The organism is Pseudosulfitobacter sp. SM2401, from assembly GCF_042932805.1.
In the GTDB taxonomy this organism is placed as follows: domain Bacteria; phylum Pseudomonadota; class Alphaproteobacteria; order Rhodobacterales; family Rhodobacteraceae; genus Ascidiaceihabitans.
The window spans coordinates 540,321-566,245 of sequence record NZ_CP170633.1 but is presented as its reverse complement, the minus strand read 5'-3'; the positions used below and the strand labels follow the sequence as shown (position 1 = coordinate 566,245).

General features: G+C 56.3%; 27 protein-coding genes. 15 read left to right on the top strand and 12 right to left on the bottom strand.

The window, feature by feature from the left end; all coding sequences use genetic code 11:
• Positions 1–44: 44 nt before the first annotated feature.
• Entirely contained in the window at positions 45–533 is a 489-nt protein-coding gene (locus tag ACFIO0_RS02910; protein ID WP_390913416.1) for a GNAT family N-acetyltransferase, read from the bottom strand.
• A 92-nt stretch (positions 534–625) separates the two neighbouring features.
• On the opposite strand from ACFIO0_RS02910, the gene ACFIO0_RS02905 reads away from it, so the two are divergent.
• Positions 626–1,231 carry a flavin reductase gene (locus tag ACFIO0_RS02905; RefSeq protein ID WP_390913414.1) on the top strand — a complete coding sequence of 202 codons (606 nt, stop codon included), beginning with the start codon at positions 626–628 and terminating at the stop codon, positions 1,229–1,231.
• Between the two features lie 27 nt (positions 1,232–1,258).
• Here ACFIO0_RS02905 and ACFIO0_RS02900 read toward each other — a convergent pair whose 3' ends face one another.
• Positions 1,259–2,923 (bottom strand): SulP family inorganic anion transporter, encoded by a 1,665-nt coding sequence (locus ACFIO0_RS02900; RefSeq protein WP_390913412.1) that lies wholly within the window; start codon positions 2,921–2,923, stop codon positions 1,259–1,261.
• A 335-nt stretch (positions 2,924–3,258) separates the two neighbouring features.
• On the opposite strand from ACFIO0_RS02900, the gene ACFIO0_RS02895 reads away from it, so the two are divergent.
• From ACFIO0_RS02895 to ACFIO0_RS02870, 6 genes are read left to right on the top strand one after another with little or no spacing between them, the layout of a single operon-like run.
• The gene (locus tag ACFIO0_RS02895; RefSeq protein ID WP_390913410.1) at positions 3,259–4,131 is read left to right on the top strand and encodes an S-methyl-5'-thioadenosine phosphorylase; all 873 of its coding nucleotides are present in this window, start codon (positions 3,259–3,261) and stop codon (positions 4,129–4,131) included.
• Positions 4,128–5,393, top strand: coding sequence for a DoxX-like family protein (locus ACFIO0_RS02890; RefSeq protein ID WP_390913408.1), 1,266 nt, complete (start codon positions 4,128–4,130; stop codon positions 5,391–5,393). The genes ACFIO0_RS02895 and ACFIO0_RS02890 overlap by 4 nt, the downstream gene beginning before the upstream one ends.
• Positions 5,393–5,857 (top strand): DUF2269 family protein, encoded by a 465-nt coding sequence (locus ACFIO0_RS02885; protein WP_390913406.1) that lies wholly within the window; start codon positions 5,393–5,395, stop codon positions 5,855–5,857. The genes ACFIO0_RS02890 and ACFIO0_RS02885 overlap by 1 nt, the downstream gene beginning before the upstream one ends.
• Positions 5,858–5,863: 6 nt before the next feature.
• A complete protein-coding gene (locus ACFIO0_RS02880) occupies positions 5,864–6,487 on the top strand; it encodes a LysE family transporter (RefSeq protein ID WP_390913404.1) in 624 nt (207 codons plus the stop codon).
• A 1-nt stretch (position 6,488) separates the two neighbouring features.
• The gene (locus ACFIO0_RS02875) at positions 6,489–7,019 is read left to right on the top strand and encodes an adenine phosphoribosyltransferase (RefSeq protein WP_390913402.1); all 531 of its coding nucleotides are present in this window, start codon (positions 6,489–6,491) and stop codon (positions 7,017–7,019) included.
• Between the two features lie 3 nt (positions 7,020–7,022).
• Positions 7,023–7,922 carry a DUF1444 family protein gene (locus ACFIO0_RS02870; RefSeq protein ID WP_390913400.1) on the top strand — a complete coding sequence of 300 codons (900 nt, stop codon included), beginning with the start codon at positions 7,023–7,025 and terminating at the stop codon, positions 7,920–7,922.
• On the opposite strand, the gene ACFIO0_RS02865 is transcribed toward ACFIO0_RS02870, so the two are convergent.
• The 10 genes from ACFIO0_RS02865 to coxB all read right to left on the bottom strand — a co-directional run bounded on the left by ACFIO0_RS02865 (position 7,919) and on the right by coxB (position 16,929).
• Positions 7,919–9,331 (bottom strand): FAD-linked oxidase C-terminal domain-containing protein, encoded by a 1,413-nt coding sequence (locus ACFIO0_RS02865; protein ID WP_390913398.1) that lies wholly within the window; start codon positions 9,329–9,331, stop codon positions 7,919–7,921. The genes ACFIO0_RS02870 and ACFIO0_RS02865 overlap by 4 nt on opposite strands.
• Entirely contained in the window at positions 9,332–9,916 is a 585-nt protein-coding gene (locus ACFIO0_RS02860) for a GNAT family N-acetyltransferase (protein ID WP_390913396.1), read from the bottom strand. It lies immediately after the preceding gene.
• Positions 9,916–11,196, bottom strand: coding sequence for an insulinase family protein (locus ACFIO0_RS02855; RefSeq protein ID WP_390913394.1), 1,281 nt, complete (start codon positions 11,194–11,196; stop codon positions 9,916–9,918). The genes ACFIO0_RS02860 and ACFIO0_RS02855 overlap by 1 nt, the downstream gene beginning before the upstream one ends.
• Positions 11,193–12,581 carry a threonine synthase gene (gene thrC, locus ACFIO0_RS02850; RefSeq protein WP_390913392.1) on the bottom strand — a complete coding sequence of 463 codons (1,389 nt, stop codon included), beginning with the start codon at positions 12,579–12,581 and terminating at the stop codon, positions 11,193–11,195. Before thrC ends, ACFIO0_RS02855 begins: the two co-directional genes overlap by 4 nt.
• A gap of 1 nt (position 12,582) precedes the next feature.
• Entirely contained in the window at positions 12,583–13,272 is a 690-nt protein-coding gene (locus ACFIO0_RS02845; protein WP_390913390.1) for an SURF1 family cytochrome oxidase biogenesis protein, read from the bottom strand.
• 90 nt (positions 13,273–13,362) lie between these two features.
• Complete coding sequence (locus ACFIO0_RS02840; protein WP_390913388.1) at positions 13,363–14,205, bottom strand: cytochrome c oxidase subunit 3; 843 nt, start codon at positions 14,203–14,205, stop codon at positions 13,363–13,365.
• Between the two features lie 11 nt (positions 14,206–14,216).
• Complete coding sequence (locus ACFIO0_RS02835; RefSeq protein ID WP_390913386.1) at positions 14,217–14,807, bottom strand: cytochrome c oxidase assembly protein; 591 nt, start codon at positions 14,805–14,807, stop codon at positions 14,217–14,219.
• A complete protein-coding gene (locus tag ACFIO0_RS02830; RefSeq protein WP_390913385.1) occupies positions 14,804–14,965 on the bottom strand; it encodes a cytochrome C oxidase assembly protein in 162 nt (53 codons plus the stop codon). The genes ACFIO0_RS02835 and ACFIO0_RS02830 overlap by 4 nt, the downstream gene beginning before the upstream one ends.
• Entirely contained in the window at positions 14,962–15,903 is a 942-nt protein-coding gene (gene cyoE, locus ACFIO0_RS02825; RefSeq protein WP_390913383.1) for a heme o synthase, read from the bottom strand. Before cyoE ends, ACFIO0_RS02830 begins: the two co-directional genes overlap by 4 nt.
• A gap of 84 nt (positions 15,904–15,987) precedes the next feature.
• Positions 15,988–16,929 (bottom strand): cytochrome c oxidase subunit II, encoded by a 942-nt coding sequence (gene coxB / locus ACFIO0_RS02820; protein WP_390913381.1) that lies wholly within the window; start codon positions 16,927–16,929, stop codon positions 15,988–15,990.
• 202 nt (positions 16,930–17,131) lie between these two features.
• Between coxB and tldD the strand changes: the two genes are divergently transcribed.
• The 8 genes from tldD to ACFIO0_RS02780 all read left to right on the top strand — a co-directional run bounded on the left by tldD (position 17,132) and on the right by ACFIO0_RS02780 (position 25,830).
• Positions 17,132–18,553, top strand: coding sequence for a metalloprotease TldD (tldD, locus tag ACFIO0_RS02815; RefSeq protein ID WP_390913379.1), 1,422 nt, complete (start codon positions 17,132–17,134; stop codon positions 18,551–18,553).
• A 115-nt stretch (positions 18,554–18,668) separates the two neighbouring features.
• Positions 18,669–19,808, top strand: a complete 1,140-nt coding sequence (dprA, locus tag ACFIO0_RS02810; RefSeq protein WP_390913377.1) for a DNA-processing protein DprA — start codon at positions 18,669–18,671, stop codon at positions 19,806–19,808.
• A gap of 121 nt (positions 19,809–19,929) precedes the next feature.
• On the top strand, positions 19,930–22,581 hold the full coding sequence (topA, locus tag ACFIO0_RS02805) for a type I DNA topoisomerase (protein WP_390913375.1): 2,652 nt from the start codon (positions 19,930–19,932) through the stop codon (positions 22,579–22,581).
• Positions 22,578–23,165 (top strand): GNAT family N-acetyltransferase, encoded by a 588-nt coding sequence (locus ACFIO0_RS02800; protein WP_390913373.1) that lies wholly within the window; start codon positions 22,578–22,580, stop codon positions 23,163–23,165. The genes topA and ACFIO0_RS02800 overlap by 4 nt, the downstream gene beginning before the upstream one ends.
• A 75-nt stretch (positions 23,166–23,240) precedes the next feature.
• Positions 23,241–23,936 carry a 3-oxoacid CoA-transferase subunit A gene (locus tag ACFIO0_RS02795; RefSeq protein WP_390913371.1) on the top strand — a complete coding sequence of 232 codons (696 nt, stop codon included), beginning with the start codon at positions 23,241–23,243 and terminating at the stop codon, positions 23,934–23,936.
• Positions 23,937–24,335 carry a VOC family protein gene (locus ACFIO0_RS02790; protein ID WP_390913369.1) on the top strand — a complete coding sequence of 133 codons (399 nt, stop codon included), beginning with the start codon at positions 23,937–23,939 and terminating at the stop codon, positions 24,333–24,335. It abuts the gene before it with no gap.
• A 13-nt stretch (positions 24,336–24,348) separates the two neighbouring features.
• Positions 24,349–25,152: a hypothetical protein gene (locus ACFIO0_RS02785; protein ID WP_390913367.1), complete on the top strand. Its 804-nt coding sequence runs from the start codon at positions 24,349–24,351 to the stop codon at positions 25,150–25,152.
• A 51-nt stretch (positions 25,153–25,203) separates the two neighbouring features.
• Positions 25,204–25,830, top strand: a complete 627-nt coding sequence (locus tag ACFIO0_RS02780; RefSeq protein WP_390913365.1) for a 3-oxoacid CoA-transferase subunit B — start codon at positions 25,204–25,206, stop codon at positions 25,828–25,830.
• Positions 25,831–25,925 lie beyond the last annotated feature (95 nt).

The following is a 25,925-nucleotide window of genomic DNA, read 5'->3' as shown; positions in this document are numbered from 1 at the left end:
TGGTCCCTCTCTGGATCAAAACATCGGGACGCCAGCGTTAAATTTCAAGGGTTTGCACGTCGCACCTGCCCCTGCACACCGACCCACGCATTTGGTTTCAAGGCGCGCCCAAGCACCCGATCAGGGTTTGTGGGCGGCGGCATCATCACCCCCGCAAGACGTTGAAATCCAAAGCGATTGTAATATGGCGCATCCCCCACCAACATCACGCGCGTCCAATGCAACGTCATGGCGATATCAAGGCTGGCCTCGACCAATTGATGCCCCAACCCTTCGCCTTGGCGGGTCGGGTGGACGGCCACAGGGCCCAGCAACAGCACAGGCGCATCCCCAACCAAAACCGGCCAATAGCGGATCGCACCGCCCAAAACGCCATCGATATCGCGCGCAATCAGTGACAAATCAGGCACTGACGGGACATCGTCACGCAACCGGTACGACGACAACGCCTCACGTCCGGGCGCAAAACACAGGTCATAGAGGGCCTCGACCTCCCACCAATCGTCGTTTTGTTCAGGGGTCAGGGCATACATTAGATGTGCGTCAAGTGTTGGTTAAGCTGGAACTCCGCCTAACACGGCGCTACGTCTTTGCCAAACACATCGATCTGAAAAGGCGCATCTTCATGTTCTATCAACCAAAAGACGGGCATCCGTTGCCGCACAATCCGTTCAACGCCATCATTACGCCGCGCCCGATTGGATGGATTTCGACACGTGATGCTGACGGGCGTAACAACCTTGCGCCCTATTCGTTTTTCAACGGTGTGGCGTACGCGCCGCCCCAGGTCATGTTCGCGTCGACCGGTGCCAAAGACGATCAGGACAACACCAAGGACAGCGTTGCCAACATTCGTGAAACCGGTGTGTTTTGTGTGAATTTGGTGCAGACAGACATGAAGGACGCGATGAACATTTCCTCGGCAACATTGGCCAAAGACGTCGATGAATTTGCCCATGTCGGGCTGACCCCGATCGCGTGCGAAACCATCAATTGCGCCCGCATTGACGGGGTTCCGGCATCGATGGAGTGCAAAATGACCCAGATTGTGCAGATCGAGGGCGCTTCGAATTTTGTGGTCTTTGGCGAAGTCACGGGCATTCACATGCGCGATGACACGATCGTCGACGGGCGTTTTGACGTGACCACCTTCAATCCGCTCGCCCGTATGGGATACCGCGATTACACGAGCGTCAAAGAGGTATTCGAACTGATCCGTCCGGACGACTAAAGCCGTTCATAAACACAGGAAACAGCTTTAGTGACCGCCCAAAATTCCAGTGCGTACGGAGTAATCCACTGCCAAAGCGTATTCAGGATCATCGTCGCTATCGACCATCAAGTGGCCCGCTTTGTTCAGCAATTGGTGGCAATCACGGCTTAGGTGGCGCAGCATCAAAGTCTTACCTGCGGCCTCGTATTTACCGGCCATAGCCTCGATTGCTTGCAAGGCTGATTGGTCCACAACCCGGCTGTCGGCAAAATCGACGATGACTGTGTCGGGGTCGCCGTCAACATCGAACAACTCCGAAAATCCATCTGAAGAGCCAAAGAACAATGGGCCACTGATTTCGTAGACTTTTGCCCCTTCTTGGGTCGCTGAAAGGCGCGTTTTTGCGTGAATGCGGCGGGCGTTGTTCCACGCATAGGCAAGGGCAGACACGATCACACCGACAACAACGGCGACGGCCAAATCTTCGTACACGGTGACGACAGTCACCAGCAGAATGACGAATGCATCTGTCAGTGGCACTTTGGTCAAAATGCGCAGCGAATTCCAAGCGAATGTCCCGATCACGACCATGAACATCACACCGACCAATGCCGCCAGCGGAATAAGTTCAATTATGCTGGAGCCGACTAGAATAAAGAGCAGCAAAAACACGGCGGCAGCGATGCCAGCAACGCGTGTCCGTCCGCCAGATTTCACGTTGATCATCGACTGACCAATCATCGCGCAACCGCCCATACCACCAAAGAAACCAGTAACCGTGTTGGCCACACCTTGGGCGATACATTCCTGGCTGGCACCACCGCGGGTGTTCGTCATGTCGCCGACAAGGTTTAGCGTCAGCAGGCTTTCGATCAGGCCGATCGCTGCCAAAATAACTGCATACGGCAGAATGATGTACAGCGTTTCCAAGGTGAAAGGCGCAAGTGCTGTACCATACAGCCCTAGACCTTCGCCAAACGGGTTGTGCGGCAACGGAAAACCACCGCTGATCGAGGCCAAATCACCAACGCGCGGAACATCCAGACCAAAGCCAATCACCACCGCGGCGACAATCCCAATCCCAGCCAAGGGGGCCGGAATGAGCTTGGTAATGCGCGGCATCACCCAGATAATCGCCATCGTACAAACCACCAGCGTCAACATCATGAACAGCGCCATACCACTCAGCCATTCGCCACCGCCCATGCCGTGGCCCGTATCAACCATCGTGCCGGGCACTTTAAACTGGCCCATTTGCGCCAAGAAAATAACGATCGCAAGGCCGTTTACAAAGCCCAACATCACCGGATGTGGCACCAGTCGAATGAATTTGCCCCACTGCATGACGCCTGCAAATATCTGCAACGCGCCCATCAAAACGACCGTTGCAAACAGATATTCAACGCCGTGCTGCGCGACCAGCGCAACCATGACCACCGCCAATGCGCCTGTCGCCCCCGAAATCATCCCCGGACGCCCGCCAATCAGCGCTGTGATCAGCCCGACCAGAAATGCGGCGTACAAACCGACCAACGGATTGACCCCCGCCACAAAGGCAAACGCGACCGCCTCGGGCACCAAGGCCAAAGCAACCGTCAGCCCCGACAACAGTTCGATCCGTAACCGTCCGACGCTAAATCCGTCCTCAGGCATCCAACGCAAATCGGTGACGTTCAAACTCTTTGTGAATGCAGCAAAAGTGGCGCGCATGGATAGTGTCCTGTCAGGGGAAAAGAAACTCTTGGCGCGTCCTAGACGGTTTCGCGCGCGATGTGAACCCTGCAACATGCTGGGCGAGATACCAAAACTGTATGAATATTTGACAAAGAGGTATTCAAAGCCTCGCAAAACGGTCCCGAACCAAACCGGTTTTCTGCCTCTTTGGCTTAGCAAGGTCGCACGATCGCCCCAATTCAATGCACAAGACCGCCTTAAAAGTTAACAGCAGACCCAAACGGATTACACGTACCATGCACTGTCTGGCCGTTGAAACCTGTAGCGATTTGCATCACATTCACCCCAAATCAATCACCGGAGTCCCCTGCATGACCAACACCAAAATCGCTGTGATCGGAGGCTCGGGCATCTATGATATCGAAGGGTTGGAATCGCCAGAATGGATCACCGTTGAAACCCCGTGGGGTGCACCGTCTGACCAAATTCTTACAGGTGTTTTAGACGGCGTCGACATGGCGTTTTTACCGCGTCACGGGCGTGGTCATATCCACTCTCCTTCTACCGTTCCGTACCGTGCCAACATCGACGCGCTCAAGCGGATTGGAGTTACGGATGTGATCTCGGTCTCGGCCTGCGGATCGTTTCGCGAACACATGGAGCCGGGTGATTTTGTCATTGTGGATCAGTTCATTGACCGGACATTCGCGCGCGAAAAATCATTCTTTGGAACCGGCTGCGTCGCTCATGTTAGCGTCGCCCACCCGACTTGCCCGCGCCTGTCGGGCGCGTGCGAAACAGCCGCACGAGACGCCAAAATAACCGTGCACAGAGGCGGCACCTATTTGGCAATGGAGGGGCCACAATTCTCGACCCTCGCTGAGTCCAGAATGTATCGTGAAAGCTGGGGCGCGGATGTGATCGGCATGACCAACATGCCAGAGGCGAAATTGGCGCGCGAAGCAGAGCTTTGCTATGCGTCAGTCGCGATGATCACCGACTATGACAGCTGGCACCCCGACCACGGAGAAGTTGACGTAACCGAAATCATAAAGACGCTGATGGGCAACGCCGACAAGGGCCGCGACATGGTTAAGCGATTGCCTAAACTTTTAGGAACCGAGCGCGTTGATTGCCCACACGGCTGTGACAAAGCACTGGAATACGCGATTTTGACCGCCCCGGATGCCCGCGACCCGGCGATCATGGCAAAACTTGACGCTGTCGCAGGTCGCGTTTTGTGAAGGCAAACCAACGGGTTTTGATCCTTGGGGCCGATGGTTTCATTGGCCGTCACATCGCGTTTGCGTTGCGCGGTGCTGGATTGCAGGTGATTGCCCACGCCCGCAATCCATCCAAACTGGCGGCAATGGGGTTTGAGACGCTGAAGGCAGACTTGAACGATCCGGCAACGCATCAACCTAGGTTTTGGCAAACCCCGCTTGCCGACGACACTTGGCTGGTGAATGCTGCCGGACTGCTCAGTGGATCACAGGCACAGTTTCAAGCGGTGCACATTGCGGCCCCCACCGCCGCCTATGCTGCAATGACGCCAAATGCCCGCGCGGTTCTGGTTTCGGCCATCGGGATCGACGCCGAGACAGATTTCGCCAACTTTCGACGTTTGGGCGAAGCGGCCACAACCGATCAAGTCACAATCCTGCGCCCGGGTTTGGTCATGGCCGACACGTCCTACGGCGGCAGTTCCTTGGCGCGCAGTCTGGCAGCATTTCCGTTGATCACGCCCGTGGTCAGTGACGGCGCGCAACAGTTTAACCCGATCCACGCCAGCGATTTGGCCGCGATCATTCTGCAATGTTTGCACGTGCCACCTAGCCGCAAACCGCACAACATCGGGGGTCTTGAAACCGTAACCCAAGCCGAGCTGATGCAGATGCTACGCGGTTGGATGGGGTTGAAAAAACGCCCCATTTTTAGGTTACCTTTGCCTGTTGCCGTGGCCTTTGGTGCGGTAGGCGACGCGCTGCGGCTCGGCCCGATTTCAAAACAAGCGGTCGCGCAATTGCAGCATGGTGTGCATGCCCCGATGTCGCCTGAGATCAGTTTTGAGCCTCGCAGTGTTAGCAATTTCATCCAATCGCGCCCCGCAGGTACCCAAGACATCTGGCTTGCACGGCTTTACCTGATGCGTCCGCTCTTGCGCCTGTCGCTCGTGTTTCTTTGGCTGGTGTCGGGGATATTAGGACTGACGCTGAGCGCTGAAACTTTCGTACCGCTGATTCCAACCAACCTGCTGAGTGACACGGCTTTGATCGCGATGGCGCGGGTTGGTGGACTGGCCGATCTGGCAATCGCATTCGCCCTGCTGCGCAATTGGCGACCTGGGGTGATGACATGGATCCAACTGGGTCTCATCCTCAGCTACACCGTGGCGTTTATGATTCTAGCACCGCTTTTGTGGTTGCTGCCTTTGGGCGGTTTACTAAAAAACCTGCCTTTGCTGGTGCTTGTCGCAATCTGGGGCATTCTGGAGCACGAACGTTAATGGATCCGTACCTGACGGCAAAATGGCTACATATCCTAAGCTCGACCGTCCTGTTTGGCACCGGTATTGGCACCGCATTTCAAATGGTGTGGGCGATGCGCAGCGGCGAGGTTTGCGCAATCCATACCACCGCGCGCGGCGTGGTCATGGCAGACTGGATATTCACAACGCCTGCAGGAATTATCCAACCGCTGACAGGCTTTTGGCTGGTCTGGTTGCAAGGCTACAACCTCACGGAACCTTGGCTGATTGTAACTTACGCATTATACGCCGCCGCGTTCGCGTGCTGGGCCCCGGTCGTGAGCCTACAAATCCGCATCCGTGATTTGACGGCCAATGCCGCAACCTTGCCCCCACAAGCCAAACGCGCTTTTAAGATCTGGTTTTTCTTGGGCTGGCCTGCGTTTGGGGCGCTCGTTATGGTGTTCTGGCTGATGGTCAACAAACCCGTTTTATGGAGCTAACCCGCTATGTCTTTTGAACTTTGGTTGACCTTCGTCGCCGCCTCTTTTGCCTTGCTGATGATCCCCGGACCGACGGTATTGTTGGTGCTTAGCTATGCTCTATCCAAGGGTCGCTCTGTCGCTGTGGCCTCTGCAGCGGGGGTCGCATTGGGTGATTTCGTTGCGATGACCGCCTCGCTATTGGGCTTGGGCGCATTGGTGCTGGCCTCTGCGACCTTATTCACCGTTTTGAAATGGGTCGGTGCCGCCTATTTGATTTGGCTCGGGATCAAGCTGATCCGATCTGCACCTTCCGAAGGATTAGCGATGCAAGCCACTGACATCACAGCACAAGGTGTGTTCAAACACGCCGCTGCAGTGACCGCGCTTAACCCGAAATCCATCGCATTTTTCATCGCCTTTGTGCCGCAGTTCATCACCGCAGACGCACCGTTGTTGCCGCAATTCGCGATCCTGATTTCGACCTTTGTTGGCCTTGCCGCCGCCAATGCGCTGGCTTATGCCCTGCTGGCCGACAAGATGCGGCGCACCATTGGCAAACCGCACGTTATCACGTGGCTGACCCGCGCCGGCGGGGCCACTTTGATCGTCATGGGTCTTTTGACCGCAACCCTTCGCAAAGCGAGCTGACATGAAAACCGTCCAAGACTACATCCGCACCATCCCCGACTTCCCACACGAAGGGATCATGTTTCGCGATGTGACCACATTGTTTGCCGACCCGCGCGGCTTTCGATTGGCGATTGACCAGCTGTTGCACCCCTACGTCGGCCTGCAAATCGACAAGGTTGTGGGGCTGGAAGCGCGCGGATTTATCCTTGGTGGGGCCATCGCGCACCAGCTGTCTGTCGGTTTTGTGCCCGTGCGCAAAGCCGGCAAACTGCCCGGCACAACGATCAGCCAAGCCTACACGTTGGAATACGGCGAGGCAGTTGTTGAACTGCACGATGACGCAATTCAGGCTGGCGAAAAAGTTCTGGTTGTTGATGACCTGCTGGCCACAGGCGGTACTGCCGAGGCTGGTATCAAGCTGATCGAACGCTTGGGTGGCGAAATCGTATCCTGTGCTTTTGTCATCGACCTGCCCGATCTGGGCGGCCGCAAAAAGCTGGAAGCGATGGGGATGGATGTCACAGTTCTGTGCGCATTTGAGGGCGAATAAGCCATGCGTCTTTTGTGGGCAGCAATCGTCACTTTGATCTTGGCCACACCGGTTCTGGCCGATATCGCTGCCCCCAAAAATGTTGATGAAACGCTTGTCCTGATGCGAGACCAGCTAAGCGCCAACACGTTGATCACAGATATTGTTGTCGACTTTGATGAATCCTACATCAAGTTTCAATTTGATGGGACCGGACCGCATATCAGTTTTCCCGACAACTTGCATTCTTTGCTGAGCAACGCAGAAACAGACGCTGAGCGGTCGGAAATTTTGGCAACGCACCTGCAAAACATAACGGCTGGTGCTGCCGGCAGTCAGCTAGATGCCCCAATCAACGTTCAAAATGTTTATCCCGTCATTCGCCATCAAAGCTTAGGCTTGATGCCCACCAATTTGCACGCCGATCCAGATCAAAACGCCCCGCTTGAGGGCGGTAGCGACGATCAGGATTACACGCTTGCCAGCTTTCCATTTGCCGCCGACATGCGCGTCTATCTGGTCGAGGATACACCGCGCACAATAAAATTCATTACCCAAGACATGCTTGTCAGTCAAAAACTGTCCGCCCAATCGCTCAAGCAGCAAGCGGTGAAAAACTTGCGTGAATTGACGCAAGATTTGGAAGTGCGCAGCCAGGATGATTTGCACATGCTGGCCTACGATTCCAATTTCGAGACCAGCTTTTTGATGGACGACGAATATTGGGACAATTTGGAAACCCAATCCGGCCCGATTGTCGCCGTTGTCGCCGCGCGTGATCTGGTGTTGTTTGTGAATGGCAACGATGCCAAGGCCGTGACGGACTTGCGCGATCTGGTCCACCCGTCGGTCAACCTGTTCAGTTATCCGGTCTCGACCGCTTTGATCACGCGCAAAGACGGGCGCTGGCAAGCCTACGACTAAGCGCGCAAAACAGCGCCAGGGTTCATGATGCCCAACGGATCAAGCGCCGCTTTGATCGCGCGCATCGCTGCCAGTTTTGAGGGATCGCTGTAACGCTCAAGATCGTCCACCTTCATCCGCCCTACCCCGTGTTCTGCACTGACAGAGCCGCCCAGCTCATCGACCAAATCGTGGATAACGCGTTTGATTTCATCACGTTGATTGACGTGATCGGCCCGATCGCGCCCTAGGGCCGCAAAAACATTGTAGTGCAGATTGCCGTCCCCAACGTGGCCAAAACAGTTGATCCGAAAATCACCCATCGCCGCCACGCGCGCGTTGGCCTGTTCGATGAACGTCGCAAGCGCGCCCAAAGGCACCGAAATATCGTGGGATGATACCGACCCGATCAGGCGGTTTGCCTCTGGGATGTGTTCGCGCACAGACCAAAAATCGTGCGATTGTTGTTGCGATTGGGCAATGATCCCGTCGCTGACCAACCCCTTTTCTACCGCTGTTTCGAACAGGGTCATCAGGCCGTCTGCCGGGTCCATCGCTTGCGCGACGCCGATCTCGATCAGCACGGACCATTCTGGCGGGGTCACAAACGGATGGCGGACATTTGGTAGAACTTCGCCTAGGAAATCATAGCCTTGGCGGTGGATCAGCTCAAACGCGCTGACGGTGTCACCCAACTGGTCGCGGGCCAATGACAACAACGAAAGCGCTGCGGCGGGGTCAGTTACGACCATCATCGCGGTGCCCATATGCGCCGGGCGCGGCGACAATTTCAACGAGGCTGCCGTGATCACACCCAACGTGCCTTCTGACCCAATCAGCAGGTGTCGCAAATCATAACCGGTGTTGTCTTTTCGCAAACGGCTCAGGCCGCTCAGCACGTCGCCGTTGGGCAACACCGCCTCAAGCCCAAGGCACAAATCGCGGGAATTGCCGTAGCGCAGCACGCCGGTGCCACCGGCATTTGTCGCCAGATTCCCACCGATGCGCGCGGATCCTTCTGCGGCAAGCGACAAGGGAAACAGCCGGTTCACATCTGCCGCAGCTGTCTGAACATCCGCCAAAATCGCGCCAGCATCAGCGATCAGCACGTTCTCCTGTGGGTAGACGGCGCGGATCGCAGTCATCTTTTCAAGGCTCAAAATCAGCGGGACCGGACCGTCCGCCGCGACCTGACCACCAACCAACCCGGTACCACCGCCGTAGGGGATAATCCCGACGCGGGCCTCGGCGCATTTCTGAACAATTGCGCTGACTTCCAACGTACTGCGCGGCACTGCCACCAGCCCGTCCTGGCCTGCATAACGCCCTCTTGGTTCTTCGAGATATTTGGCAGATGTGGCTTGAAACCGGTCCGCAGGCAGCGCGGCACGCAGCGCCGTTTCTAATTCAGGTGACAGTGAATTCAACATCTAACCTACCTCGGTTTTACCACGACGATCACTGCGCAAAGCCGCGTATAAAACATGGCTGCGCCAACGCCCGTCAATTTGCAAATAAGACTGGGCCACGCCTTCGTATTTGAAGGTACAGCGTTCCAACACCCCACGCGATGCGGCATTTTCAGGCAAACAAGCGGCCTCAAGCCGACTTAGATCAAGCTGGGTAAATGCGTGATGAACGACGGCTAAAATTGCCTCGCGCATGTAGCCTTGGCGGGTGAACGGTTCGCCCGTCCAATAGCCTAGCGTCCCCGATTGCGACGGCCCGCGGCGAATGTTGTCCAAGGTGATCGCACCCAGCAACATGTCGTCACTGCGGCGCACCAGAAACAGCGGCATCGCAGTGCCAGCGTTAATCGAACGTTGCGCCCAATAGACACGATTGGTGAAGGCCTTGCGCGACAGGTGGTCCTTGGCCCAACTGGGTTCCCAACCTGTCAGAAATTCGCGGCTTTGCGTGCGCAATGCGACCCAGGGGCGAAAATCAGAATGGATCGGCGGGCGCAGCGTCATACGCTCTGTTTCGATCCTGATTTTGCGTTTCGTCAAAAGCATCAGGCGGCGCGCCGTGCCTGCAACTGCGCCAAACTCGGCGCATTTTCGACCGGACCGTACAGCGCCAAGGCAGCAGGTGCTTGCCCCGCCATTTTTTCCGCAAAGTCACGCACATCGCCTGTGGTCACCGCATCAATCAACGACACAGTTTCCTCAAGCGGCGGGATGCGATCCCAGATCTGAATCAGACGCGCCAAACGTTCGGCGCGATTGGAGGAACTTTCTAGCCCCATCAACAAGCCCGCCTTCATTTGCGCACGTGCGCGCGCGACTTCGGCAGGAGTCATGTCGGTGGCCGCGCGCTTCATCTCGTCGATCGTGATTTCGGCCAAATCGCCCATCTGCTCGGCACTGGTGCCCGCATAAATCGTGGTCATGCCAGTGTCTGCATGCGCGCCAGCTTGGGCAAAAATCGTGTAGCACAGGCCGCGTTTTTCACGCACTTCCTGAAACAATCGCGACGACATGCCGCCGCCCAAGGCGCTGGCGTAGATTTGCGCGATGTAGATGTCATCGTCGCGGTATCCTGGGCTTTCGAAACCGAGCGCAAAGTGTGCTTGCTCAAGGGTTTTGGACTGACGAAATTCACCACCGGCAAAGCGCGCAGGCAACAAATCAAACGCAGGCGTTGGCGTCATGTGGCCAAACAGTTTTTCGGCCATCTGCACCAACGCGTCGTGATCCACGGCACCCGCCGCAGACAGGATCATCTGTTCGGGGCCGTAATGCTGGCCAACAAAGGCAGACAAATCGCTGCGATTGAACGACGAAACGCGCTCAGCAGGGCCTAAAATCGTGCGGCCCATAGATTGGTCCGGATAGGCTTGGTCCTGCAACCAATCAAAAATCACATCATCAGGCGTGTCCAGCGCTTGACCGATCTCTTGCAAAATCACGCCGCGTTCGACTTCGATTTCGGCCTCGTCAAAGATGGGGTTCAGCAGAATATCAGCCAACACATCCAGCGCCAAAGGTACGTCGTTTTCCAACACACGCGCGTAATATGCGGTCACTTCGCGACTGGTGTAGGCGTTGATGTAGCCGCCAACATCCTCGATGGATTCAGCAATCTGCAACGCGGTGCGGCGGGCAGTGCCCTTGAACGCCATGTGTTCCAGAAAATGCGCGATGCCGTTTTGCTGCGCGGTTTCATGACGCGCACCGGCGCCGACCCAAATGCCGATTGTGGCCGAGGCCAAGCCGGGCATGTGTTCGGTGACGATGCGAAAGCCGTTGGACAATTTGTGCTGCTGCAACGTCGCTGTGTTGGTGGTGGTCACGGGCGGATATGTCCTTTGATATGGCTTTTCAGCGCGTCGAGATCATTTGCAATGCGTGTGACCCGTTCGTCGCGGTCGTACAAATCGGCCATGCGCGGGGGCAACGGTGGGCGGATACCGCTGGCGGCCTCGACCGCATCAGGGAATTTCGCGGGGTGCGCAGTGGCAAGCGTGATCATTGGCACCTCGCCGAGGTTTTGATCCATCGCGACTTTGACGCCAATGGCCGAATGCGGGCACAGCAACTCGCCGGTGGTTTTCAATGTTGATGTGATCGTGGCCGATGTTTCATCCTCGGATGCGCGCCCGGAATCGTAGTGATCTTGCAGCACTTGCATGGCACCTTGGCTGACGTCGAAACCGCCTGCTTTTAGTTCGTCCATCAACTGCGCCACCGCACCACCATCACGCCCGTAAGCATCGAACAGGGCGCGCTCAAAGTTCGAGCTAACCTGAATGTCCATCGACGGGCTGATTGACGGCGTGGTTTCACCTTTGTGATAACCCTGCCCGCCAAGGCAGCGATGTAGAATGTCGTTTTGGTTTGTCGCCACAACCAAACGGTCAATCGGCAGGCCCATTTGCTTGGCGATGTAGCCTGCAAAGATGTCGCCAAAGTTGCCTGTTGGCACGGTAAAGCTGACCTTGCGGTGCGGTGCGCCGACGGACACAGCCGACGTAAAGTAGTACACCACCTGTGCCAAAACCCGCGCCCAGTTGATCGAATTGACCCCTGCCAAACGCACGCCATCGCGGAATTCAAAGTCGTTGAACATGTCCTTGAGGCGGGCTTGGCAATCGTCGAAATCACCGTCCATCGCCAGCGCGTGCACGTTGGATTCAGTCGGTGTGGTCATCTGACGGCGTTGCACTTCGGAAATGCGGCCATGCGGGTACAGGATGAACACGTCGACATTGTCGAGGCCGCGGAACGCCTCAATCGCCGCCGAGCCCGTGTCGCCGGACGTCGCGCCCACAATCGTGACCCGTTCGCCGCGACGGCCCAATGCGGTCTGAAACAGCTGACCGATCAGCTGCATCGCGAAATCTTTGAACGCCAAAGTTGGGCCGTGGAACAATTCGAGCAGGAAATGCCCTTGATCCAATTGCACCAAAGGCGCGCGGGTGGCGTGGCCGAACCCTGCATAGGCGCGCGCGATGATCTCTTTGAATTCCGTGTCCGTGAACACGTCGCCAACAAAGGGGCGCATGACTGTGAACGCGACGTCCTCGTAAGACTTGCCAGCCATGCCTGCGATCTGATCAGCACTGAGCGTCGGTATCGTTTCAGGCACATACAGCCCGCCGTCACGGGCAAGACCGGTTAGCATTGCGTCTTCGAATGTCAGCGCGGGGGCTTGGCCGCGGGTGGAGATGTATTTCACGTCAAATATCTCTGCTTTGTTTGGTAGGGCTTTGTTTGGTCGGGCGTAAGAAATAGAGGCTCATCAGCAGCCAGATCGCGGCCAGTGAAAACCAGGTGATTGCGTATTGTAAGTGATCGTTTGGAATGCCGACAGTGTCCACGGGAAACGGCGTTATGGGCGTATCGTCAAACGACTTTTCACGCGCGACCAGCATAATCGGGGCCGTCTCGAGCGTTTTGGCCATCACATCGACGTCACGGGCGAACCAGATATTCTTGGCGATATCCGGATCAGGCGTGTAGCTGTCGGTTTCTTGGGGCCATTGCAGGTTGCCAATGATCGTGACGGGGCCGTCAGGTGCATTCGGGATCGTGGCCGAGGCAGGAATAAATCCGCGATCGAGCAGGATGGATTGGTCGGCCAACTGCAGTTTGCTGATGACACGATATCCCGCGCCCACATCTTTTTTGGACACCAGCACCCGTATGAATTCGGTGCCAACTGTGCCCGTCGCCGTGGCGGACAGATAGCTGTGGTCACCAGCATTTGCGCCAACTGGCAACGCTACAGGGGCCTGAACAATCTGTTCCTGGATCTGGGCCAGAATGGCTTGTTTCCAGGTCAAACGCTGGATCTGCCAAACACCAAGGCTGATCAGGATCGCAGCCCCACCCAGACCAATGCCCAAAAAGAAAATCAAACGTTTCATTGCGCCCAATCATTGCAAAAGACAAAGGCGCACGAAGATACGTGCGCCTTGTCAGGTTTTAGGGATTTTGCACCGATGTGCAAACTGTTCTTAGATGCCCCAGAGGTACACAGCAAAGAACAGGAACAACCAAACCACGTCCACAAAGTGCCAGTACCATGCGGCCGCTTCAAAGCCGATGTGACGCTCTGGTGTAAAGTGACCTTTCATCGCGCGGATCAAGCAGACGGTCAAAAAGATCGTCCCGATCAGAACGTGGAAACCGTGGAAACCGGTGGCCATAAAGAAGTTGGAATAGAATTCATCTACACCGAATTCCCAGCCTTCGTGCAGCAAGTGCTGGTATTCGTAGGCCTGCAAACCGGTGAACAAAACCCCCAGCACGATCGAGATCGCAAGGCCGGTGATCAAGTCTTTGCGGTTGTTTTCATGAACCAGCGCGTGGTGCGCCCAAGTCACGGCACAACCAGACAGCAACAACACCAGCGTGTTGATCAGCGGCAAGTGCAGCGCGTCGACCGGGTAGACAAACGGGGCAACATATTCGGTGCCAAAGTAGTCTTCCATCGGGTAAATCGCGTGTTTGAAGAACGACCAGAACCATGCGGAAAAGAACATGACCTCGGAGGTGATGAACAAAATGACGCCGTAGCGCAGACCGATTTGAACAACCGCCGTGTGATCGCCGACTTCGGATTCGATCACGCATTCGCGCCACCAGCCGAACATCACGTACAGTACGGCAGCCAGGCCGATCAGGAACATCCATGGACCCGACAATGTGATCGCCTCGAACAAGATGGGCACACCACCGTCGTCCGTGCGCATCCAAACAACGCCGCCAAACAGCATGATGAAACCCGCCAGCGCGCCATACAGCGGCCATGTGGACGGGGTGAGAATGTGGTAGTCGTGGTCTTTTGCGTGGGCCATTGAAGCGTCCCTCAGTTCAGGTTGGTGTCACTCTCTGTCGCGAGGGCCGCATAGCCTTCGGGCAGATCGATTTGATAAAATGTATAGCTTAGCGTGATCGTGTGCACGTATTTTCCGTCGCGATCCGCAACGATTTCGGGATCAACATAAAATGTCACTGGCATCATGACGCGTTCGCCCGCGGCCAAGACCTGTTCTTCAAAGCAGAAGCAGTCGATTTTGTTGAAAAAGCCACCCGCTTGGTACGGGGCAACATTGTAGCTGGCAGAGCCCGCGATCGGTTTGTTTGTCGGGTTGTAGGCCTCGTAAAATGCGAGCCCCGTTTCGCCAATGCGCAATTCCATCTGGCGGACTTCGGGTTTGAATTCCCACGGCATATCTGTGTGCAGGGACGCATCAAAGCGGATCGTGATCGTTTGATCCAAGATGTCTTCGGATCCCACAGTTGCGACTTGGGTGACGCCACCAAAGCCCGTGACCCGGCAGAACCAGTCGTAAAACGGCACCGATGCCCACGCCAACCCCGCCATCACAACAACCAAGCCGGCTGTTTGTGCAACGGTGCGCCCTTTCGGGCTAAGGCGAAACAACGGATTTTTCACTGCGAAACCTCGACCTTTGGCAGCTCGAACGCGCCGGAGGTGATTTTCACATAGGTCAGCGCCATGATCAGCACGACGAACCCGCCCAGCATCAGGCCAACACCAACGTTGCGGGATTTGCGGCGCTTGTGAATTTCGTGCTCGTGCTTAAGGCTCATGACCAACCACCTAGACCGTAGGGACGCAGAATTGCTTCGGCCAAAATCGCGCCAAAGTGCAAGAACAGGTACCACAGCGACAGTTTGAAAAACTTGCGTTCAACGAGATAGTCATCCGCGTCTGCAATCACTTCGTCACGTTTCCAGATTGCGAATGCCCCCTTGAGGAACAGCACGTTCAGGATCACCGCAGCGGCCAGATAAATCGGCCCACCAATCGACGTGAACCCGGTTCCGACAGCCAGAACAAACAGCAATACCGTGTAAATCAGAATGTGACGGCGTGTGGCGGGACGGCCATGCGTGACGGTTAACATCGGCACTTGCGCATCGTCGTAGTCATTGCGCATGAACAGCGCCAGCGCCCAGAAATGCGGCGGCGTCCACATAAAGATCAGCGCGAACATCAGCCACGGTTCAATCGCCATGGATCCCGTCGCCACAACCCAGCCGATCACTGGTGGAAAGGCCCCCGCCGCGCCACCGATAACGATGTTTTGCGGGGTCGAGCGTTTCAGCCACATGGAATAAATGACAATGTAAAAGAAGATGGTAAAGGCCAGCATCGCGCCTGCCAGCAAGTTGCCAGCAAGGCACAGCATCATCACCGACAGACCGGACAGCGCCACGCCAAGGTTCAACGCCTCCCCCGGGAGAACTTTGCCCGCGGGGATCGGCCGTTTAACCGTGCGTTTCATCACAGAATCGATATCTCTGTCCCACCACATGTTCAGCGCGCCAGAGGCACCAGCCCCGATTGCGATGAACAGAATGGATGCGAATCCAACGACCGGATGCACGGAAACTGGGGCCGCAATCAGACCAACAACAGCTGTAAACACAACCAGTTGCATCACGCGTGGCTTCATCAACTCGTAGTAGTCCCGCAAGGACGCCTCCGGTTGTTCCGTCTGTGCAGTATAGCTGACGTCTGTCATGCGATCACTCTTGTCTGGCGGGCTGTTGGGCTTGCGCAATAGAAAACGACCAAGGGCAAGGTATGATCCCTCGCCCTTGTCAAATTAGTTAGAAGCGACGCGCGTCGGCAGCGCGATGCCAGCGTATTCTTCGATCGCGCTGGCCAGCCACGCATCATAGACCTCTTGCGAGACAACTTTGACGGTGATCGGCATGTAAGCGTGGTCTTTGCCGCACAATTCTGAGCATTGACCAAAGTAGATGCCTTCACGCTCGGCTTTGAACCACAGTTCCGCCAAACGGCCAGGGACCGCGTCTTGTTTTACGCCAAACGCCGGGATCGTCCAGGCGTGGATAACGTCTGAACCAGTGACCTGAACAACAACTGTTTTGTTCACCGGGATCACGACGGCTGTGTCAGTGGCAAGCAACCATTCATCACGGCTGTAGCCTGCGTCAACCAGCTTGGCTTCCATTGCGGCGTCCAGAATTTGTGGCGTGACGTCTGCATCTGCGGGGCGCGCGTCTGTGTCCAGCGTGGCCGCAGAGCCCAGCAAGTAGCTGTCGAATTCAAATCCGTGGTCCACATATTCATGCGTCCAGTACCATTGGTTGCCCGTCGCTTTGATCGTCAGATCAGCCTTTGGAATTTCTTGCTGGTTGAACAGAACCGGCAAGGAATACGCCCCAAGAAGAACCAGAATAACAATCGGCGCGATCGTCCAGGTGATCTCGATCCCTGTGTGGTGCGTGAAGGATGCCGCCACCGGATTGCGCTTTTTGTTAAAGCGGATAATGCACCAGATCATCAGACCCGTTACGAACACGCTGATCACGGTGATGATGATCAACAACAACCAATCAAGGTTTTGCAAATCGCTGGCGACAGATGTCACAGCTGGCTGAAAGCCCATTTTGCCATCGATTGGCGCGCCGATGATTTCAAGCCCCTCAATCTGAGTGGTATTTTGCGCCATTGCTGGCAGCGCCACAAAAGAGGCCATCAAGGTGGCCGTTGCGGCGAAATTGGAAATAAGCTTTTTCATGTGTCGTCCTGATCTGGTGATCACTGTTGATGCCGGAGTTGACCATTCGCACATTCGCGTACCGGTCGACCGTTGTATTCTTGCAGCTTACAATCATATTCTGACTACAAGATAAAGACATTCAGGCGCGGCAAACGGACGCTTTTTGATCTAAATCAATCCTAGCGTGCCAATCCGGCCTTAAAAATCAGGAAAACCAAACATGTCAGAGGCCCCTTTTGCACCGTTCGAAACGGATTTGGACCGCGATGCAGCCCTTAAAACGCTGCGCGAAGCGACCGCCGGGGCAGATGACGGCGAATTGTTCCTAGAACGCCGCCGTTCCGAGGCGATGATGTTTGATGACGGACGTCTCAAGACGGCCAGCTATGATGCATCCGAAGGATTCGGTCTGCGCGCGGTCCGTGGCGAGGTCGCCGGATACGCCCATTCCACAGAAATTTCCGAGGCCGCGCTGAAACGCGCAACACAAACCGCACGTCTGGCTGTTGGCGCGGGCGGTGGTACATGGGCAGACGCACCTCAGGCCACAAATACCAAGCTTTACACCGATGAAGACCCGATTGCGGGGGCCACTTTCCCTGTGAAACTGGACACTTTGCGCGCAATGGACGATTTCGCCCGTTCTTTGGACAATCGTGTGGTGCAATGCACAGCCAGCATTGCCGCATCGCTCCAAGAGGTCGTGATCTTGCGCCCCGAAGGTGGATCCGTCAGCGATATCCGCCCGATGACCCGCGTAAACGTCTCTGTCATCGTCGAACACAATGGGCGGCGCGAATCAGGATCCGCAGGCGGCGGCGGCCGTGTGGGGCTTGATGGGTTGTTGGATCCTAACGATTGGCAGGAAAAAACCCGCGAGGCACTGCGCGTTGCATTGGTCAACCTCGAAGCTGTCCCCGCCCCCGCGGGCGTGATGGACGTCGTGCTTGGCCCCGGCTGGCCCGGCATTTTGCTGCACGAAGCCATCGGGCACGGCCTAGAGGGCGATTTTAACCGCAAAGGATCTAGCGCGTTTGCGGGCCTGATGGGTCAACAGATCGCCGCCAAAGGTGTCACTGTGTTAGATGACGGCACGATTCCCGACCGGCGTGGGTCTATTTCTGTGGACGACGAAGGTACGCCATCCGCCAAGAACACGCTGATCGAAGACGGTGTGCTGGTCGGCTACATGCAGGACCGCCAAAACGCGCGCCTGATGGGGGTTGAACCGACAGGCAACGGGCGGCGCGAAAGCTATGCACACACGCCGATGCCGCGCATGACCAACACCTACATGCTGGGCGGTGACACCAATCCCGGCGATATCGTCGCTGATCTAAAGGACGGTATTTACGCCGTCGGATTCGGTGGCGGCCAGGTCGATATCACCAACGGAAAATTCGTGTTCAGCTGCACCGAAGCCTACCGCGTGCGCAACGGCGTGGTCGGCGAAGCAGTGAACGGAGCGACACTGATTGGCGACGGCGCAACCGCGCTCAAACAGATTCGCGCCATCGGCAACGACATGGCGCTCGACCCCGGCATGGGCAACTGCGGCAAGGCTGGACAATGGGTGCCAGTCGGCGTCGGGCAACCAACGCTGATGATTGGCGGATTAACAATTGGCGGATCGGCGACATAAAACCGTCGTTTTGGCGAAAATACCCGCCAATTTCCCCATAAATAGTGAGGAATTGATTCATTCGTCGTTAACCTCTTTGAATTTATAAAGTTCTCAGCAACGGACGGAGCCACGGATGACAGTCAAAGGAAATACTCCTTCTTCCACTCACCCCCCACTCCTACCCACCCCGGAAGTCGACATATTTCACCGTCTCCGTCTGTTGCGATCCCGCCGGGTTGGCATATCGACGTATAAACGTTTGCTAATTGAACACGGCACGGCGCAAAACGCGTTGGCCGCGCTGCCTGAGGTAGCGCGCGCCGCCGGCGTTCAGCGGTATGACATTTGCCCCGAAGCAGTTATTCGCAAAGAGATCGCGACCGGCTATGCGCTTGGGGCGCAATTGATTTCTCAGGATGATCCCGACTTTCCACAGTCCCTGCTGGATCTTCCGGACTGCCCGCCGTTTCTATGGGCGTTGGGCGATATTTCCCTTCTGAACCGCCCGATGATTGCGCTGGTTGGCGCGCGAAATGCATCGTCGCTGGGCACACGCATGGCAAAATCGCTTGCCGCAAATTTGGGCGAGGCAGGCTATGTCATTGTCTCGGGCCTTGCGCGCGGAGTTGATGCCGCTGCCCACCATGCCGCTTTGGCAACCGGCACAATCGCAGTTCAAGCCGGCGGGGTCGACGTGATCTACCCTGCTGAAAACGCTGATTTGGCGGCCTCGATTGCCAACACCGGTCTGCGTCTTAGCGAGATGCCGATCGGACTACAGCCAATGGCCCGCCACTTTCCCGTCCGCAATCGGATCATCTCTGGCTTGTCACACGCGACCGTGGTGGTCGAAGCTGCTGCGAAGTCCGGCAGCTTGATCACCGCGCGCGATGCTTTGGATCAAGGGCGCGATGTATTGGCCGTGCCCGGTCACCCCTTTGATGCTCGCGCCTCTGGCTGCAATATGTTGATCCGCGATGGCGCGACCTTGGTGCGCAGCGCCCAAGACGTAATCGAAGCGCTGACACCACTTGCGCCCACACAGCAGATGCTGCCGATGGACGAACCAGCGACCCAAAACAGCGATTTGCGTGACACATCTGATCTGCACATGCAGATTTTGTCGCGCCTCGGTCCGTCGCCTTTAGCCGAAGATCAACTGATCCGTGATCTGAAAACCAGTGCTGCCGATATCACTCCGGTTTTGCTGGATTTAGAGCTGGACGGTCAGATCGCGCGCCAAGATGGCGGATTGCTTGCGCGCACCAATTAGGCGCTGCATTCACTATCTATATCGGCCTCCCGAACGACGTGTGTTGACATTCCGCCCTTGCGCCTCACATCTTGCGCAGCCATAGACGCCCTGAATTTCTTCGCAAAAGGTGCCCCCGTACATGCCAGTCGTTGTTGTTGAATCCCCGGCCAAAGCCAAAACCATCAACAAATATTTGGGCGATAACTACACGGTCCTCGCCTCGTATGGACACGTCCGTGATCTGCCACCCAAGGACGGATCTGTCGACACCGAGAACGATTTCGAGATGCTCTGGGAAATCGGCAGCGACAGCAAAAAACACGTCAAAGCGATCACCGATGCATTGAAAGACGACAACGAACTGATTCTCGCAACTGACCCGGACCGCGAAGGCGAAGCGATCAGTTGGCACCTGCAAGAAGCACTGACAAAACGCAAGGCGATCAACAAAAGCACACCCGTCAGCCGCGTTGTTTTTAACGCGATCACCAAGACGGCCGTCACTGAAGCGATGAAAAATCCGCGCGAGGTCGACATGCCTTTGGTCGAGGCGTATCTCGCCCGTCGCGCGCTGGATTATCTGGTTGGGTTTAACTTGTCGCCGGTTCTGTGGCGCAAATTGCCCGGCGCGAAATCTGCGGGGCGTGTGCAATCTGTTTGCCTGCGCATCCTGACCGAACGCGAAATGGAAATCGAAGCCTTTCGCAACCGCGAATACTGGTCCGTCAAAGCGATCCTTGCGACACCGCGTGGTCAAGAGTTTGAAGCCCGGCTGACTGTACTGGCCGGCAAAAAGCTTGAACGCTTTGACATCGAGAATCAGACGCAGGCCGAACTGGCCGAAACCGCAATCAGCAGTCGCGATCTGAAAATTCAGTCGGTTGAGGCCAAGCCCGGTTCGCGCAATCCGTCCCCGCCGTTCATGACCTCGACCCTGCAACAAGAGGCCAGCCGCAAATTCGGCATGGGTGCGCGCCAAACCATGAGCAGCGCCCAGCGCCTATACGAGGCCGGTCACATTACCTACATGCGGACCGATGGCATCGATATGGCGCCCGAGGCTGTCGTGATGGCGCGCGATGCGATCAAAGACCGGTATGGTGCCGAATACGTGCCCTCTGCCCCGCGCGTCTATAAAAACAAAGCCAAAAACGCCCAAGAAGCGCACGAATGTATCCGCCCGACGGAAATGACCAAGGCCGTTGATGACCTGAAAATCATGGATGCGGATCAGCGCAAGCTATACGATCTGATCTGGAAACGCACGCTGGCCTGTCAGATGGAATCAGCGCGTCTGGAACGCACAACGGTTGATATCGGATCGGATGACGAACAGGTCACACTGCGCGCCACGGGTCAGGTCATGTTGTTCGACGGCTTCATGAAAATCTACGAAGAAGGCCGCGATGATGTGGTTGTGGATGACGATGACAAGCGTCTGCCGCAGATCACCCAAGGTGAAAAAGCCGACAAAAGATCGGTCAACCCAGAGCAGCATTTCACGCAACCACCGCCCCGCTACACCGAGGCGACATTGGTCAAACGCATGGAAGAATTGGGCATTGGGCGCCCGTCGACTTACGCCTCTGTCGTGACCACGATCCAAGACCGTGAATACGTGCGCAAGGAAAAGAACCGTTTGATTCCAGAGGACAAAGGCCGTTTGGTCATTGCCTTCCTTGAGAATTATTTCCGCAAGTACGTCGGCTACAATTTTACGGCCAGCCTCGAAGAAGAGCTGGACGATGTGTCCGCAGGTGACCGTAATTATAAAGACGTGCTGAATTCCTTCTGGAAGGATTTCTCGGCCTCGATCGCTGAAACGTCTGATTTGCGCATCACGGAAGTGTTGGAAAAAATCAACGAGGTGCTGGAACCACACTTATTCCCACCACTTGAAGGCGGCGGCGATCCACGTCTGTGCCCCAACTGCGAAATCGGCCGCTTGTCGATGCGCACGGCACGGTCCGGCGGCGCGTTCATCGGTTGCTCGAACTATCCTGAATGCCGCTATACCCGCGCATTCGGCCCCCCCGGTGCCGAAGACAACGGTGGCATCCCACCCGAAGGCAAAGTTCTGGGCGAAGACGACGGCGACAAGATTTCAGCATTCAAAGGGCGCTTTGGCCCCTACGTGCAACGCGGCGAAGTGACGGAAGAAAACAAAAAACCACCGCGCCAATCGATCCCTAAGGATTGGCCACCCGCCGATGTCGATTTGAAACAGGCCCTCATGTTGCTGTCCCTGCCCCGCGAAATCGGGCCACACCCCGAAGACGGCGTGATGGTTTGGGCCAACATCGGGCGCTATGGTCCGTATCTGAAACACGCGGTTTCGACATCCGAGCGCGGCGGCACCAACGCCAACCTCGAGGGCATCGACGAGGTCTGGACCGTCGGCATGAACCGCGCCGTGCAACTGTTGGCCGAGAAAATCGCCAGCCGCGGCAGCCGTGGGCAACCCGCAGTTCCGATCCGCGAGATGGGCGAACACCCTGATATGGGCGGTGTGATCAACATCATGAAAGGCAAATACGGGCCTTATGTGAAGTGGGAAAAGGTTAACGCTACGATCCCCAAAGAGATCGAGCCTGAGGATTTATCGGTTGATCAAGCTGTGATCTTGATCGAGGAAAAACTGGCGAAATCCCCGGCCAAGCGCAAAGCAGCGACCAAGAAGAAGCACGCCGCCAAGAAAACCGCAGCGAAAAAGGCACCCGCCAAAAAGCCCGCAGCAAAGAAAAAAGCAGCCCCCAAGAAGAAAGCGGCGGCGAAAAAGGACGATGCGTGAGCGGGTTTACCTGCAAACACGGGCTCGCGCCTGACCACATCGCACGCGCCGTCGATCTATATTGGCAAGCTTTTGGCCCAAAACTAAGTAAAGTGATGGGACCAGAGGCCAAAGCGCGCGCATTTTTCACCCGTGTCTTTGATCCCACCCACGCCATTTCCGCGCTTGGGCCGGATGGCGATTTGTGGGGCGTTGCCGGTTATAAATCCGACAATGGCGCGCTGACTGCTGCTGAATGGTCGGACATGACCGCGATCTACGGCACGATTGGGTCCACGTGGCGCGTCCCGTTGTTATCTCTGCTGGAGCGCACGCATTCGCCGGACATTCTGACAATGGACGGCATTTTTGTAAGCGAGCAAGCGCGTGGACAAGGTGTCGGTACAGTTCTGTTAGATGCGATTGTCCAGACCGCCAAAGATCTGGGGAAAACCGCTGTTCGTTTGGACGTCATCGACACGAACCCGCGTGCGCGCGCTTTGTATGAACGTCGCGGGTTTGTCGCCACCACCCAAGAACACCTTGGTCCGTTCAAATGGCTGTTCGGGTTCGCAAGCGCCACCACGATGATCCGCGACGTCTAATACCCCCCAGACGCGATTGACTCTGCCGCAACGCAGCGTCAAAACTTTGCCAACACGCACCAAAAGGGAAGTCCCATGAAAAAAGTCTATGGATCAGCAGCCGAGGCCCTTGAGGGTCTTTTGCACGATGGAATGTTCATCGCATCAGGTGGCTTTGGCCTGTGCGGAATCCCTGAATTGCTGCTGGACGCGATCAAGGACGCGGGCACAAAGGATTTGACGTTTGCGTCCAACAACGCCGGCGTTGATGACTTTGGCATCGGTATTTTGCTGCAAACCAAGCAGGTCAAAAAGATGATCAGTTCGTATGTCGGTGAAAACGCAGAATTCATGCGTCAGTATTTGTCCGGCGAATTGGAGCTGGAATTTAACCCCCAAGGCACGTTGGCCGAACGTATGCGCGCAGGCGGCTGTGGTATCCCGGGCTTTTACACCAAAACCGGTGTCGGCACCGTGATTGCTGAGGGCAAAGAGCACAAAGATTTTAACGGCGAAACTTACATCATGGAAGAAGGCATCGTTGCCGATCTGGCCATTGTGAAGGCATGGAAAGCGGACGCGACGGGTAACCTTGTGTTCCGCAAAACCGCCCGCAATTTCAACCCGCCGGCCGCAATGTGTGGCAAAATGTGTGTGGTCGAGGTCGAAGAAATCGTGCCGACAGGTTCGCTGGACCCCGACAGCATCCACCTGCCCGGCATCTACGTGCACCGCATCATTCAAGGCGATCACGAGAAACGCATCGAACAGCGCACCACGCGAGCGGCCTAAATGAGCGACGCCCCCCCTGAACTCTCGGGCACCGCCCCTATCGTCGCCGTGCGCGATGTGATGGTGAGCGTTGCGTTCTACGAGACTTGCTTGGGGTTCGAACGCGCGCTGTACAATCCAGATCACGGGTATGCGTTGATGCGCCGCGGCAATCTGATGGTTGCGTTCATCAACGCCGCCGACGAGACCGCCTTAAACGCCACGGCCAACAACGTATCTGCCCAGTTCTGGGTGGATGACGTGGCGGACTATTGGAACGAGATCAAAGGCCGCTTTGTCGATCACCCTGACCTTTTGCCCATCAGTCCGGTTGAGCGCGATTACGGGGCCAGAGAATTGCATGTCAAAGACCCAGACGGGTTCTTGATGTTCTTCACTGACCTAAAACACAGCGCATGATGGCAGGTCAGTCATGAGCAAAACGCGCAAATTGAAAATTGTTCTGGTCGGGTCATCCCATGCGAGTGCCATGAAATTCGCGTGGGATGAGTTAGGTCCTGGATTCCCCGATATTGAAGTGAACTACCTCGCAGGACGGCAAGAAAAGCTGAACCGGATCAAGATTGGCGATCACATGGCCTGGTATGCACCCGACGGTGAACAGCTGGAAGAAGCCGAGATTACAGATCAATACGTGCAGGATTATCGTGCTGTATTATTAAGTGACGCCGATGTGGTTTTGCATGTTGGCTGGTCCAACGATCCCGCATTTCTTCGCGATCTCATGCGCCGCGTCAATATTGATGGCATGCCCCATCACGGGGCCAAAACGCTTATGTCGCGGCCCGCGTTTGATGCAATCCTGCAAGACTACTGTCAGCGCAGCATGTTGCCCGACACATGGCACGGCTGGACCAGCAAACACGTCATCTGTGTTGAAACACCCCGTCGCAGCGAAGCCATTCTGGACAGTCAGAATGCCCCCAAACGCCCCGATGAACCTACGGCTGGGTATCGCGAGGTTTTTGATCTCGCCTGTGACCGGCTTGAGAACGCTATGGCACAACACGCGATAACCTTTCTGCGGCAACCTGCACACACGCTGGCGCAAAGCGGCTTGACCCGACGTCAATACGGGATCGGATCCTTGCGGCTTCGCAATGGCAAACACCACCCGAGCCAGGATTTGGCCCACATGAACCCGGATTACGGAAAACAAGTGTGGGCCGCGGTTCTGGATAAAATCCAGCAGTGCCCCACACTGCATCAACATTAACCACACTGGGTTGCTGCGGCACCCCGAACATCGCCAACAAGGATCAAAAACATGGCTTGGGATAGAAATCAAATGGCGGCACGCGCCGCGCTCGAATTGCAAGACGGCTGGTACGTGAACCTTGGCATCGGCATCCCGACGCTGGTCAGCAACTACATTCCCGAAGGCATCGAAGTCACGCTGCAATCGGAAAACGGCATGCTGGGCATGGGTCCGTTTCCGATCGAAGGGACCGAAGACGCCGACCTGATCAACGCCGGCAAACAGACCATCACAGAACTGCCACAGACCGCATATTTTGACAGCGCCCAGTCCTTTGGCATGATCCGTGGCGGCAAAATCGCCATGGCGATCCTTGGCGCGATGGAAGTGGCCGAAAACGGTGACCTCGCCAACTGGATGATCCCCGGCAAGCTGGTCAAGGGCATGGGCGGTGCGATGGATCTGGTCGCAGGCGTTGGTCGCGTGGTTGTCGTCATGGATCACACCAACAAGCACGGCGACAGCAAGGTCTTGTCCGAATGCACGTTACCTTTGACCGGCAAAGCCGTGGTTGACCGCATCATCACCAACTTGGGTGTGCTGGATGTTGTCGAGGGTGGCTTGGCCATCGTCGAATGCGCAGACGGCGTGACCGAGGCAGAACTGCGGGCCGCCACCCAAGCCAAAATCGTTTAACACCAGTCGCACCGCGTGATCCATTTGCGCGGTGCGCTTTTGACCAAAGACATGTTGTTCCGGATCGAAACTGCCAAACACTGTTTGTAAATCAG